This window comes from Pseudomonas sp., assembly GCF_030147005.1.
GTDB lineage: Bacteria > Pseudomonadota > Gammaproteobacteria > Pseudomonadales > Pseudomonadaceae > Aquipseudomonas.
Genome location: NZ_JASLAW010000091.1, coordinates 1 through 14,032 on the forward strand (window position 1 = coordinate 1; position 14,032 = coordinate 14,032).

10 protein-coding genes are annotated in these 14,032 nt (G+C 59.4%); 3 read left to right on the forward strand and 7 right to left on the reverse strand.

Translation table 11 applies throughout. The features are described from left to right. Positions 1-175: 175 nt before the first annotated feature. Positions 176-655 carry a nuclear transport factor 2 family protein gene (locus Q1V60_RS08285; RefSeq protein WP_300629155.1) on the reverse strand — a complete coding sequence of 160 codons (480 nt, stop codon included), beginning with the start codon at positions 653-655 and terminating at the stop codon, positions 176-178. 52 nt (positions 656-707) lie between these two features. Continuing rightward, positions 708-1,271, reverse strand: a complete 564-nt coding sequence (locus Q1V60_RS08290) for a TetR/AcrR family transcriptional regulator (protein WP_300629169.1) — start codon at positions 1,269-1,271, stop codon at positions 708-710. 124 nt (positions 1,272-1,395) lie between these two features. Here Q1V60_RS08290 and pssA point away from each other — a divergent pair, with 124 nt between their 5' ends. Continuing rightward, a complete protein-coding gene (gene pssA / locus Q1V60_RS08295; RefSeq protein WP_300629158.1) occupies positions 1,396-2,739 on the forward strand; it encodes a CDP-diacylglycerol--serine O-phosphatidyltransferase in 1,344 nt (447 codons plus the stop codon). Positions 2,740-2,804: 65 nt separating this feature from the next. Here the strand turns inward: pssA and efeO (Q1V60_RS08300) are convergent, their stop codons facing one another. The 4 genes from efeO (Q1V60_RS08300) to efeU are packed head-to-tail and all read right to left on the reverse strand — an operon-like array spanning position 2,805 to position 7,026. After that, entirely contained in the window at positions 2,805-3,623 is an 819-nt protein-coding gene (efeO, locus tag Q1V60_RS08300) for an iron uptake system protein EfeO (protein ID WP_300629159.1), read from the reverse strand. Between the two features lie 26 nt (positions 3,624-3,649). Continuing rightward, complete coding sequence (gene efeB, locus Q1V60_RS08305) at positions 3,650-4,954, reverse strand: iron uptake transporter deferrochelatase/peroxidase subunit (protein ID WP_300629161.1); 1,305 nt, start codon at positions 4,952-4,954, stop codon at positions 3,650-3,652. Positions 4,955-4,967: 13 nt separating this feature from the next. Continuing rightward, positions 4,968-6,170, reverse strand: coding sequence for an iron uptake system protein EfeO (gene efeO / locus Q1V60_RS08310; RefSeq protein ID WP_300629163.1), 1,203 nt, complete (start codon positions 6,168-6,170; stop codon positions 4,968-4,970). Between the two features lie 10 nt (positions 6,171-6,180). After that, positions 6,181-7,026: an iron uptake transporter permease EfeU gene (efeU, locus tag Q1V60_RS08315; RefSeq protein ID WP_300629165.1), complete on the reverse strand. Its 846-nt coding sequence runs from the start codon at positions 7,024-7,026 to the stop codon at positions 6,181-6,183. Between the two features lie 167 nt (positions 7,027-7,193). On the opposite strand from efeU, the gene Q1V60_RS08320 reads away from it, so the two are divergent. Continuing rightward, entirely contained in the window at positions 7,194-8,216 is a 1,023-nt protein-coding gene (locus Q1V60_RS08320; RefSeq protein WP_300629166.1) for an AraC family transcriptional regulator, read from the forward strand. 165 nt (positions 8,217-8,381) lie between these two features. After that, positions 8,382-13,799: a hypothetical protein gene (locus tag Q1V60_RS08325; RefSeq protein ID WP_300629167.1), complete on the forward strand. Its 5,418-nt coding sequence runs from the start codon at positions 8,382-8,384 to the stop codon at positions 13,797-13,799. 92 nt (positions 13,800-13,891) lie between these two features. On the opposite strand, the gene Q1V60_RS08330 is transcribed toward Q1V60_RS08325, so the two are convergent. Continuing rightward, positions 13,892-14,032 (reverse strand): hypothetical protein (locus Q1V60_RS08330; protein WP_300629171.1); only part of this gene is annotated, 141 nt, incomplete at its 5' end.

The window sequence follows — 14,032 nt, forward strand, 5'->3', positions numbered from 1 at the left end:
GGAGCTTGCTCCCGCTGGACTGCGCAGCAGTCCCATTTTCTGGGGTCGCTTCGCGGCCCAGCGGGAGCAAGCTCCCTCGCCACAGGCCGACGGTTGCCTGCTCTAGCGCTTAACTGACTGGCATTGGGGCTTGCCACGGCAAGCCCGCTCGCATATTTCACGGGCCGGGTTGAGCCTACAAGCCCAGGTCGGACAAGCCCGGATGATCATCGGGGCGTCGCCCCAGCGGCCAGTGGAACTTGCGTTCACTTTCCTTGATCGGCAGATCGTTGATGCATGCGAAACGGTTGGCCATCAGGCCGTTCTCATCGAATTCCCAGTTTTCATTACCGTACGAACGAAACCAGTTGCCGGAGTCATCGTGCCATTCATAGGCATAGCGCACGGCAATGCGGTTATCGGTGAACGCCCATAGTTCTTTGATCAGCCGATAATCCAGCTCCCTGGCCCATTTACGCGTGAGGAAACCCTTTGCTTCTTCGCGGTTATGGGCAAACTCGGCACGGTTGCGCCATTGGGTATCCAGCGTGTACGCCAGTGAAACCCGCTGCGGGTCGCGTGAGTTCCAGCCGTCTTCGGCCAGGCGCACTTTTTCGATGGCCGACTCGCGGGTAAAGGGCGGCAGTGGTGGACGTATTTCTGCGTTAGAGGACATTGAGCGGCTCCTGAATACAATAAAGTGGATCTAAAATCCCCAGGCCTGTGGTTCAAAGCCCCAATAATGTTCGCGCCATGTCTTGCGCATTATCGGCCGCCGTTGAATCACCCATCACCAGGGCGACGGTAATGGCGCCATCGATCAAAATCAGCAGCTGCGCAGCCTGCCGCTCCGGGTCGGGGGTGCCATGTGCTTGACACAGTTCAAATGCGTACTCGAACAGTTTTTGTTTGTGGGCCTTGGCCAGCAGGCGTACCGGGGCTTGTGCGTCGCCGGTTTCGCCGCTGGTATTGATAAAGGCGCAGCCGCGAAAGTCCGCCGAGCCGAACCAGCTTTTCAGGGCGCCGAACACTGCCAGCAGGCGCTCGCCACTGTCGTCGCTGCGCTCCACTTCAGTACGCAGCCATCGCAGCCAGCGTTCGTCGCGGCGCTGCAGGGCGGCCACTACCAGCTCATCCTTGTTGCTGAAGTAGCGATAAATACTTTTTCTCGAGACGCCGGCGGTTTTCACCAGTAAGTCCATGCCGGTGGCAGCGATGCCGTGGCGATAAATCAACTTCTCGGTAACGTCGAGAATAATGTCGCGGGTTTCGTTATTCGTCATATCGTTCATGGCCCTTACAGTAGAACGATCGTTCTTCTTGGTCAATGAGCTTTTTCGATACGGGCCGACAAGACCTGAGCTGCCCCATGGTGTAAGCTTTGGGCCTCTTCGGATTCGACCCATTGCGAGCCTTATGCCGTCGTTCTTCAAACGCTCCCTGTTGCCTAAACTGCGCGGTTTCCCGCTGTCCACCGATGCCATCGAGGTGCTGTCCGGCGCCGCTGCCTATCGTCGATGCCTGCTGGAGAAAATCCCCCAGGCCACTCGGCGCATCTACATCGTTGCGCTGTACTTGCAGCAGGATGAAGCGGGGCAGGAGATCTACGACGCACTGCACGCCGCCAAGGCCGCGCGGCCGGGGTTGGACATCGTGGTGGTGGTCGACTGGTTGCGCGCCCAGCGTGGGCTGATCGGCGCCGGCAAGCAGCCGGGCAACAGCGCCTGGTACCAGGCCATGACCGAAAGTCACGCCAGTGAAGTGCCGGTTTACGGCGTTCCGGTGCAAACCCGCGAGCTGTTCGGCGTGTTGCACCTCAAGGGCTTTGTGATCGACGACACGGTGCTGTACAGCGGAGCCAGCTTGAACAACGTGTACCTGCACAAGTTCGATAAGTACCGCTTCGACCGTTATCACCTGATCCACAGCCAGCCGCTGGCCGATTCCATGCAGCACCTGGTCGAGCATGGGCTAGTAGCGTCCAAGGCGGTACACCGCCTCGACCTGCCCAACCCGCCCACCACCCGCAGCCTGCGCAACGACATCGGCGACCTGCGCAGCCGTCTCAAACATGCGTCGTATGACACCAGTGCCGGGCAGTTGCCCAATGGGCACCTGCAAGTCAGCCCGTTGCTCGGTGTCGGCAAGAACAACCCGCTCAGCCGAGTCATCCTGGAGCTGATCGCCGGCGCCCAGCAGCAGTTGACCATCTGCACCCCGTACTTCAACCTGCCGCTGCCGGTGACCCGTGAGATTAACCGGGCCCTGGCGCGTGGGGTGAAGATCGACATCATCGTCGGCGACAAGACCGCCAACGATTTCTACATCCCGCCCAGCGAACCCTTCAAGGTCATCGCAGCATTGCCTTATCTGTATGAGATCAGCCTGCGTCGCTTTGCCAAGCGCCATCAGCCGATGATCGACAGCGGCCAGTTGAACCTGCACCTGTGGCATGACGGGGACAACAGCTACCACCTTAAAGGCATGTGGGTGGACGAGCGCTACACCTTGTTGACCGGCAACAACCTCAACCCCCGTGCGTTCCGGCTCGACCTGGAAAACGCCTTGCTGATCGACGACCCCAAGGGTCAATGGTTGGCGCCGCGGGCGCAGGAATTGGCGCAGATTTTCCAGCACGCCACGCGCATTGCCGGTTACCAGCAACTGCAGACACTGGTGGATTATCCGGCCGCGGTGGGCAAGTTCCTGCGGCGGGTGAGCAGGGTGCGTATCGAGAGATTGTTGTACCGAATCCTATAAAACCGGTTGGCCAATAAAACACCCAGGCGTCCTTCGGGGGCCTGGGTGTTTTTTTGCGCGGCGGCTTAGTTCAGGCCCAACTTACCGCGCAGCATCGACAAGTCTTCAGCCAAGGTATTGACCGGCCCCACCAAGGCCTTGCGGTCGTTTTCCTTGACCTTGTCGTAGGTCTCAAAGCCACCGTCCGGGGTCTTGTACTTGGCCAGGATCTTGTCCACGGTGGCAAAGTTCTTGTCGACCTTGGCCAGGAACGCCTTGTCTTGTTTCTCGATCTGGCCACGGAACAGGTCAACGATTTTCTTCGCACCGTCGATGTTGCCCTGGAAGTCATACAAGTCGGTATGGCTGTAACGGTCTTCTTCGCCGGAAATCTTGGTGGCGGCGACTTCTTCGAGCAGCGCGGCGGCACCGCCGACGACTTTTTCCGGTGGGAAGGTCAGGCCATCCACGCGGGTTTTCAGGTCGAGCACATCGCCGTTGAGCTTGTCGGCGAGGGCATCAAGGCCCTGGGTGGTGTTTTCGGAGAACAGGCTGTACTCGATGCGGTGAAAGCCGGTGAAGTCTTCGGCCTTCACGCCTTTTTCGTGATCGTCGACACGTGAGTCGATGGACGCGTCGAGGTCGCTGAACAGCTCAGCGATCGGCTCGATGGCCTCATAATGCACACGCGTTGGCGCATAGAGTTTCCTGGCTCCGGCCAGGTCGCCCTGTTTCACGGCGGCGGTGAACGCCTGGGTTTGGGTGACCAATTCACCGATCTCTTCGGTGACGTAGATTTTGTAGTCCGACACCGGACCTACCAGGTCCAGTGGCGCCGTGGCGGCAAAGGCGGCCAGTGGCGAAAGGGTCAGCAGCAGCGACAACGCGAGGGTCGACTTCTTCATGGGACGGTATCCGCTCTAAGTATGTTTCAGGTGGGGACAGTGGTTTGCGGGTGCGTTGCCGCGAGCAGCGTGCGCCCAATGAAATCGTCAGGCCCCGTGACCCCCGGCAAGGTGAAGAAGTAACCGCCGCCCACGGGCTTGAGGTATTCCTCCAGGGGCTCGCCGTTGAGCCGGGTTTGCACGCTGATAAAGCCTTTTTCCAGATCAGCCTGGTAACAGATGAACAACAGCCCCATGTCCAGCTGACCGTTTTTATTGACGCCGTTGGAGTAGTTGAACGGCCGCCGCAGGATCAGGTTGGCCTGGGTCTGCGCGGTGCGCGGGTTGGCCAGGCGAATGTGGGCGTCGAGCTTGGTCAGCTTGCCCTCCGGGTCCTTGCTGTAATCGGGCACCTGGGTTTCTTTGTCGCCATCCATCGGCGCGCCGGTGGGTTTGACGCGGCCAATGATGCTTTCCTGTTCTTGCAACGGGGTACGGTCCCAACGCTCGACAAAGTTGCGGATGATTCGCACCGCCTGGTAGCTGCCATGGGCGGCCCAGGCGGGTTCGTCGCTGCCGGTTTGAACCCAGACGATGCGGTCCATGGCCTTGGCGTCGTTGGAATCGGGGTTGGCCGAGCCATCGCGAAAGCCGAGGAAGTTGCGCGCACTTTGCGCAGGTTCGCCGGGTTTGGCCGGCGCCTGGGGCGGTACGCTGCCTTCTTGTTTCCAGCGCACCAGCAGCAGGTCCGGCAGGTTCTTCACGATGTCGCGCAGGGCGTGAATATTAGTGTCCGGTGTGTTGGAGCTGAACTGCAGGCTCAAGTCGCCGTGGCACTGGGCCGGCTCCAGCGCGTCGTTGGGGAAGCCGACCATGCGGATCAGGCGCTTGGGTTTGGCTGCGCTGAGGCCGAAGCGCTCATCGAACAACGACTCGCCGACGGACACGGTGATGGTCAGGTTATCCGGCGTCACCACCGGGCCGAGGATGCCGGAATCGGTAGGCGGCAGTTTCGGGTCGACTTGCGGCACGGTACCGCCGCTCATCAGGAACGCGATGCGCTCGTTCAACGTCCGAAAGAGCCGCTCCAAATCTTCACGGTCGCTGGCCAGCACGTCGAATGCCACGACCATGCCGCAGGCCGGGCGCGGGGTGACGATCCCGCTTTGATGCCGGCCGAAAAAAGCCTGGTGGTCCTGGGTTTTGTCACTGCGCGGTGCGGTGGTGACTTGTTCGGCGGCCACCGCCATGGCCGGGCAGGCCAGGGTGCTGCCGGCGATGGCCGCGCCGGTCGCCGCCATGCCCAGCAGGACGCGGCGACGTTGAAGGTCAAACTGTTGTGAATCACTCATGTTTGCGTTCGTCTCACTGCAGGCCGGAAAGGCCAAGGGCGGGGTCGATTCCATCGAGTGCGGCGGCCAGTGCCTTGGCCTTGTCGGCGATCTGCTTGCGCTGATTGGCCGTTACGCTGTCGTAGCGGCTGTAGCTGTCGCCGACTTTGAACACGGCAAGCTCGGCGTCGAAGGCGGCCAGCGCACCGTCGACGTTCGGTACGAGGTCCGCAGCCGACTGAGTCAACAACGGACGCATCAGGTCGACCACTTTGTGCGCCACTTGCAGGTTGGCGGCGAAACCGTTGAGGTCGATATGGCTGTAGCGTTCTTCTTCACCGCTGGCGGCACGTACGTCGGCCAGGCTATTGAGGTTGCGCACCACAATGCTCACCAGTTGCTCCGGCGGCAGGGATTGAGCCAGCAGCTGTTGCTTGAGCGTGGTGACGTCGTTGACCAGCCGCTGCGCTACGGGCGCCAGGCCATCGAGGCTGTGCTGCTGGAACAGGCTGTATTCAAGGCGATGGAAGCCGCTGAAGGCCGGGTCTTGCTCGCGTTTTTCAAAGTAGTCGGCGCGGGCGTTGATTGCGTTGTCCAGTTCGGCCAACCGTTGCGAGGCCGGCGCCAACCGTTGGTAGGCCTCGCGGGCCGGTACATACAGGGCCTGGGCCTGGGCCAGGTCGCCGGTATCGATTGCCTGCTGCAACGCGGTTACCGCTTTGACCAGCGCGCTGCCCTGGCCGCTCAGGTAAACGCGGAACTCCGACAGCGGCCCGATAAACGCCACCATCGACGGCTTGGCCTTGGCCTGGGCGTCGGACTCGGCGGTAGGGGTTACATGCAAGGTGCCGCGTGGGTTGCTCAGCAGGCCGCAGGTGATCGCGTAGTCGCCGGGCAGCAGGTTGGCGTTGATCACTTGGCTCAGGCCCGGGGCGATATTTTCACGTTCTTCGACGACTAGAACGCCGTCGAGGATTTCCCATTCCACCGCACGATCGGAACGGTTGATGATGCGAAAGCTCGCGCGCCCGGCCGGCACCGTCAGTGCGTTGGGCTCGCAAGCGTGGCCGTGGATCGTCACCGCGATTTCGTTATGGTTGGCCTGGCGCTTGCTCGCGGCCAGTTGCGAGGCGTAATAGAACAGGCCACCGGCGGCGATCATCACGACCACCGAGCCGGCCAGGGCCCAGCGCAGCGCACGGGACGGCGGGGCCGGTTGAGGAGTTGGGCTGGACAAGAGGCGGTCCTTACTGGCTGGAGAGGGAAGAAGGTGGGGTGACAGGCCGGGCGGAAGGCGAGGGCAGGAAGAACATCACCAGCGCCACCACCAAATAAATCAGGTAGGCGCCGAGCGTGCTCACCGTCGGTGCTTCCTGATACCCGAACATGCCGGCAAGCACTGAGCCTAGCGGGCTGTCCATCGGCAACGCGGCGCTGAAATCGAACAGCACGGTTTGCAGGTGATTCCACACGCCCGCTTCATGCAGGGCCTGCACCGAGTTGGCGAGGATGCCGGCCGCCACCACCAGGATAAACAGGCCGGTCCAGCGGAAGAACGCGCCGAGGTTCAGGCGCATGCTCCCGGAATAGATCAAAAAGCCCACGATAATCGCCAGGATCAGGCCGAGCAGGGCGCCCACCGGCGCGCCGGGGCCTTCGCTTTGCTGGAATACGGCGAGAAGGAAGAACACCGTTTCCAGCCCTTCGCGCGCCACGGCGAAAAACACCATGGCGATCAGCGCAACGACTTGATGCCTGGAGCCGGCCAAGGCGTGGTCGAGAGACTCATGCAGCGAATGTTTGATGGAGCGCGCCACCTTGCGCATCCAGAACACCATGGAACTGAGGATGCCCACCGCGACCAGTCCGACGATACCCTCGAACAATTCCTGCTGTTTTTGCGGGAATTCGGCGCTGACCAGTTCCAGCCCGCCACCCACCAGCAAGGCCAGCGCCGCCGCCAGGAAAACACCGATCCACACGGCGGGCATCCACTGGCCGCGTCCGGTCTGTTGCAGGTAGCTGGCGATGATGCCAACGATCAGCGCCGCTTCGATCCCTTCGCGCAGCATGATTAAAAAAGGAACGAGCATCGGGCACCAAGCGTAACTAGATAGGAAGCTAAGTTGTAACATAATGATACTCATTGCTAAACAAGAAATATTGACCTTTGCTGAACCTGGGCTGAACGGTGGTGGCGAAGCGCAACCGCCCTTATCATGAGGCCACCCTGAAGCGCAGTCGGACTGGCCTACATCCCATGTCGGAAAAAGACACCATTTCCATCCACCTCGTGCGTGAAGCCCTGTTGCAGAGCTGCGCGCCCGGAGCGGCCACCGTTGAGGCGTTAAGCAAAGTCGGGATTGCCCCGTCGTTGCTGGAACAGCCCGACGCGCGCGTTGCCGCCACGGCCTATGCGCGCTTGTGGCGTTTGCTGGCGCGGCGCAGGGATGACGAGTTTTTTGGCATGGACCCGCGCAAGCTCAAATCCGGCAGCCTGGCGTTCCTGTGTCGTGCCGCCATGGCACAACCCCACCTGGCGGCGGGCCTGGAAACCGGCCTGGATTTTCTTTCGCTGATGCTTGAGCGCCTGCCGGCCCAGTTGGTGCGCCAACAGAGCCTGGCGCAAATCGTATTGCTTGAGCCGGAGCCTGAACCCAAGCGCGCGTTCACCTATTTCACCTATTGGATGATCGTTCACGGCGTCGCCTGCTGGCTGGCGGGGCGACGCATCCCGATCCTGGCCATTGAATTGCGCTGCGCACGGCCGGACTTTTGTGATGATTACCAGGTGATGTTTTCCGACAACCTGCGCTTTGATCGGCCACGCACCCGCATGATCTTTTCCGCCGAGTGCCTGGACCTGCCGATCAAGCGTACCGCGCAGGAACTGCAACGCTTTCTCAGCCAGGCACCGGCCAATATCCTGGTCAAATACCGCGACCCGGAAAGCCTTGCCACCCGAATCAAGCACGACCTGCGCCAAATGCCCCCCGACACCTGGCCGGAAACCGACAGCCTGGCGGCGACGCTGTGTATCTCCGCTTCCACATTGCGCCGTCGCCTGGCGGAAGAAGCGCAGACCTATCAAGGCCTCAAAGACAGCGTGCGCAAGGAGTTGGCGATTGTGTGGCTGGCGGAACCGCAGATCAGCTTTGCAGAGATTGCCGAGCGGTTGGGTTTTGCCGATACCAGTTCGTTTTATAAAGCGTTTCGTAAATGGTCAGGGTCGAATCCGGGACATTACCGAAGTTTGATCTTGTGCCAGGCCAGCCGATTTTAGTGCGCGGTTCCTGAATATCCCGTGACCATCATCAACCGCATCCAGGAAACAAAATGAGCGGGATACGCAGGCTTGATCCTGCGGATTATTGAGAAATATCTGATACGGCGCTGAATAAAAAACGGCAACTCTTTGAGCATCTTTCGCTGCTCAAGAACGCACTCGATGCCTATTCCAAACACTGTCCATCTGCGCACCATCGACCGGCAGACCCTGGGCGATAACCCGGCTTTCGGCACCCGCGCATCGGCGACGGGGAATAGGCACGTTGATGCCCCCGCTGAGAAGAGTTCGCACGGGCAGGAGCTTGTTCAATTGCGCGGGGAAATAAAGCGCGAATTGGAATGCTATCAGTACCACATGAGGTTCGCCGGTTACGAAGACGTTCGTCCGCACCCGTTGAGTACTGGCCAGAAAATCAAGGATTGGCTTGTGTGGATGAAAATGGCCGGCTCGGGCCATCAACCAGGGCATATTCCCAATCGCGCCCTGCAACAAGCCTGGAAGGCAAATGCGCGCTTGAGTCGACTGACCCAGCGCTACATTCCCCTCGCTAGAGCTGAAGCCCTTTCGTTGATGGGCGAACAGGTCATGGATGCACAGGACCGGCTCAAAGGCCTCAGTGGCGACAAGGCCGCCGTGTCTAGAGCGCATGTCGATCAACTGAAAGAGCGCTTTGAGGCTGCAAAATTTGCTTTCGCCATAGATGTCGGCGAGGCCTTCGCAAGGGACACGGTACCGTTCCTGCCGTTGTTGAACCTCACGACGTATCGGGTCATCCAGCAAGCGGGTGAGAACCTTGCCGACGCTGCCAGTGTCGCTCAAGGCGTGTTTGCCCAGCAGTGTGTGCGCCTGCCAAGGTTGCCTGCGGATCAGGCGAGGTTGTATCACGAAGACGCGTTGCAGGCCGCAGCGCTTGACCATGGTACGAATATAGTCGATGACCTGCGCGAAAAAAGCGCAGCGGCCAGAACCGCCGGCGAGCCGTGGCTGCAAGGGTTTGCCACGCATGTCCGCAAGGTCCTCAGTCACATCGACTCAGCGTTGAGCCTGCCTGGCACTGATGCCGTGGAGTTGGAAGAAGTCCACACCCGGCTCATGGACCTGGCTGCAAAAGCCAGCCCTTCTGCACCAGGCAGTGACGGCCTGATGTACAACGACGTGTACCGGGAAACGACTCAGCGTATTGAGTCCCCAGGCTATCAGCAGGCCGTGCAACAAGGTTTGGCGACGATTGGAAACTGGTTGTTCACAACCGGGCTGCTGATGACCCAACGCGTCGGCAATGCCGTTGAACAAAACCCGGGGCGTGCATTGGGCGCGCTTGCTGCCTACGCCGCCGTCAGCAGTTTTTACAACCACTGGTTCCTGCCGCCGTCCGGTGCGCTTGACGAGCCTGCGACACGGGACGGTCGGACGCAACTGGCGATAGAGGTGGATATGGCCCTTGGCAAGTCGTTGCCCGGTCATCCGGACGCGTTGGTCGGGCAGATGCTGCAGGATGCGCTGGGCGGCAGTGGCTCGCGCTCACGCCGCAGTGCTTCGTCAAATGGAGACGATCCTGAAACCTCACAGGCCCGGATCAAAGCGCTCTTGAGCGAAAAGGTCGACGTGGATGGCCAAGTCGTTGGCGATGTGATTCGAAAAGGCGGAGGTATACCCGATTCAGTGGATGACCAGTCGCTGGCGAGCGCAATCAATCTGGGGTTGACGCGATTCGACGTCAAGGAAGCGAGTTTACAAGCGGCCTACGCAAAACAGTTGGACGAAAATATTGGGACCCTTGCCGCCGACAGCGTAGAGATGATGGTCGCTCTGTACGCGCCGATTCTGAATCCCTCTGCCGCCGTGGACGACATCATTGAGCAACGCATCAGCGAGTATGAAAAGCAAACCGGCATCATCACGCATCTGAGTCCGCAAAGTTCACTGCGCGTGCAGTACAACGAAGTGCAACCGCACGACCCCAATCTCCATCGCACAGCGGTCAGGAAGCACTTCAAAAACTACTCGCTCAAAGAGGTTGTATTGGACGCCCACAAGAGAGACGTCGGGTTGATGCGTGGACCCTTCGGGCAGACTTATAAAGTGGTCGGCGTCGAGCATCAGAGACTGATCGAATTTATCGGGAAAGACGCGATACAGGCCAAGCTGGAGGCCGATTTCAAAGCCTATAAAACGCAACCGGAGATTAAATCCAGGACGGCGTCCTTCTACCAAGGCAGGATTATGAATGCCGGACTCAATTACCTTGAGACTACACCTCTGACGCACCCTGGCCATAAGCTGATGGCCGACTTCCTGAATGGCGACTTACAGGCCTCCCAAGTGAAGTTTCATGGTGCGAACGTCAACGGCGTATTTGCGGTGACGCAGGGGCAAACAGCACTCTTGTGCAGCGTGGACGATGATGCCTGTTTCTTTATCGGAGAAAAGGTCAACCGGTACTGGAAGTTCGGGGCCTTGCGAGAGGAAAACATGCCCGGTTATCCCTCGGATCCAGAGTTCAAAAAATGGATTCTCATGAAGTTGCCGATTATTGAGCAAGTCAAGACATCGAGAAACCCTGCTGCGTTCGAGGTCACCAAGACTAAGTACTCCACTAATGCTCAGATCGGCATGGGGCGCAATGGTGGGCGGGTCGTTACCAAACCGTTGTCTTTCGAAACCAGTGACAATGTCAAGAAACTGAGTGAACGCCTGTTCGAGGCGAACATGGATCGTATTGCGTCCGATATTGATACGCTCATCTTTACCGATTGGGAGCGTTACGGGCTCGAGGGCCTGAAGGTCATGCAAGGACTTCTCGAACTCTTTGGCTACCTGTCACTCGCCATGTCCAGTGGGACTGGCTCCTTCCTGGCCAGGGCGCTGGGCTACGCCGCGCCGAGCCTGGTGATTGGCGCCAGCGCCGGCGTGAGTGGCCTGCAAGGCGCCATCAGCGATGACCCGACTGAGCGAGATGCCGCGAACAAGCGGGCGTTTACTTCCATGATTACAACCGGGGTATCAATGGCCTTAGGCCCGACGATCGCCACAATCGGGAAGGGCCGCGACTTGGCGGCGATGCTGAAGTATCACCGTTCTACCAACGAGTACATTATCCGTCCTGAGACCTTTCGCATCATTAATGAGGCGCTTGTGAAGAAATTTGGCGCTCAGTCTGCCGCCGCAGGCTTCGCGTCCAGCGGCTCGGCTCGCCTTGTTCCGGCAATCAGTCAGAAGGCAGGCTCCAGCGGTTTAAACGCGCCCTCCCAGGCGGCGAATTCGCTATCGTCAACCTTACGTGGTGCCGGCAAGCCCTTGCCCTGGAGCAAACTGGACAGCGAAGGTCGGATCGAGCGGCTGTCAACCAAAGTGGTGAACTCCCGGGTTGCCAGGAAGCTCACTGCGCGAACCAGTGAGCAGGCCGTCAGACAGTCAATCGCCAATAATCTGAGATTGGAAAGTACCGGCGCCGCCAAACAGCAGTTTGGCTGGCGAAGTGAGCGAGTGGAGGCCCGTCTCGCACGGAGCAGGCTTGAGGCCGACTCAAAACGTCTGGATGAAGTCGATCAGTTCGTACAAACACTGAGGGATCACCCTCCAACGCTCAAGACGCAAGAGATTAATCTCCCGCCTGAAAAGGGCGCGGCCACATGGGTGGCGTCGACCAGCCTGAGCAAGGTACCGCAAGAGCGGATAATTCAGACTATCGAGCAGTTCCGGCAGGCGGATCTGACCAGCATAAAGGTAATTGACGCTATTCATGGGGCGCTGTCCGGCAAGGGCGATCGCATCCTCGCTGGCGGATTCCGTCCCAGCGGGCAAGTCACTTCGGTTGGGACTGACATTGCCCATGGAGCATACGAAAAAAGCTTGAAGCTATTTCAGGTCCCCGAAGGGCTTTCCCCTGCAGCGTGGCTCTTCGCGCTAACCCAGAGCTACCAGCCGTTTGCAACCAACAACGACGTCTTGGCCAGGGTGCTTTATGCCTTGTCCGAGCTTCAGGGCGCAAACAACAATAGGTTCATGGCCCTGGAAAAAATCACTGAAAAGCGACTGTCGCCAGAGGTGGCAGTGCCGAAAAAACCGCTCCCCATAAAACCCACGGTGCCGGCCCAAGCGCCCATCATTGACACCAGGGTTGAGCCATTTCGCGAGATTGGAGCCAACCCCTCCCGTGAGCTGCCTCTTAAGATGCACGGTTACATGAGCAAATTTCGCAGCAATCCACACCTGAGCGAGGCCTTTATGGCGCCTGCGGGCCAGTGCGCGAAGGCGGCGGGAATCGTCGCGCAGTTCATGCGCGCCAACGAGTTTACCAACATCAAGTTTCGAGCGATGTTGATCTGGAACTCGCCTAATCCTGACGGTGTGACGAACCACTTCTTCCCCATCGGTGATCTTGACGGCAAGACGTACGCCTTTGACCTTACCGCCCCGCAGTTTGCCGGCAAAGGCATGCCGTCGCTCTCGGAACCGTTTATTTTACCGGAGCCGGCACTAATGGGGCTCTATCAGACAGCTAACGCGAGGACGTTCATCAAGTACAAGGACTTCTTCAACTTGGAGCTGGCGGAGAATGCCTTCAGTGGCTTTCGTACGCCGCCGCCTGACGAATTCATTGCGGGAGGTCACATTCTGAGCCACGGTTGGCACAAGCCGGCGATTGCGCAGCCGGCTGTTGCGCCGTTAAACGTGGCTGCGCTCGAACCCCACAAGCCTACACCAGCGATCGCGCGTCTCGGCGGTAAGGATTTTGATAACCGCAAAGCGAACCGCCAAGCGGCTCAACCCACGCCCGTATATTCCTTCGAATCACAGATAATCGGCCCTAAAACCTGGGCGGCGCTCTCAGACAAGAACAAAATCAATTACCTGGTAAACCGATTGCTGAGCGAAGAAAGTGTCCAGAGCCTGATTGGCGCGACGAGCAAGGCCACAGTGGCCCAGACCATCCGCGACAACCTCGAACTGGACGGCCTTGGTGTCCCGAGGCAACGCTTTGCCTGGGGAAGCTTGCAGAGCGAGATCGGCCATGGCCTGCGGCGTCTGGCGAAGGATCGTGATCGCCTGAGCAAGACCGATAATGCGCTGCAAGCCATGCTTGAAAAACCACCGGTGGTTTCAACTGAATTGGTTTTAGGCAACCCGCAGCAACAGGCGGCGAAATGGATTGTCGGTGAAAGCCGTTCAAGTGGATTGACTGAAGAAGAGGTGACTAATGTGCTGCTGCGCAATCAAAATTCCGACCTCTCGGATTTAAACCAGATTGACCGTATTCATGCCGAGATCTATCAACCGTCACCGGGCGAGCCCTACCGTGTCTTTCGCTCCAGCAGTGATCCGGTATTCATGGCATCGCGAATAGGGCGGGCAGGCTTTGCCAGGATGCTGCCTCAGCTCGCGGGGAGCGCACAGCAAGGCAAATTACCGATGGCGCAGGGTCTGTTCGCAGCAGCGGTTCGTTATCACCCCTATGGCGATGGTAACGGTCGGCTGGCGCGCACGCTGTATGCCTTGGCACAGATCAACGAGAGCGGGCCTTTCTTCAGGAAATTGACCCCCGCCGGTGAAGACACCTTGAACCCCAGGGACTAATAGGCTCAGCCATCCAAAAAAAAGCCCCGCGGCCGAATGGACCGCAGGGCTAAAAATTGGCTGGATGCGACCAACCAAAGGAGCTCTTTACCTCACTTGCCGCTGGCGACCACCGTGTCCGGCTGCCAGCCACCACCCAAGGCCTTGTAGATCGCAACGATCCCGCGATACAGGTCCACTTCGGCCTGGGCCTGGGCGTCTTCGGCGGCCAGGCGTTCGCGTTGGGCGTCGAG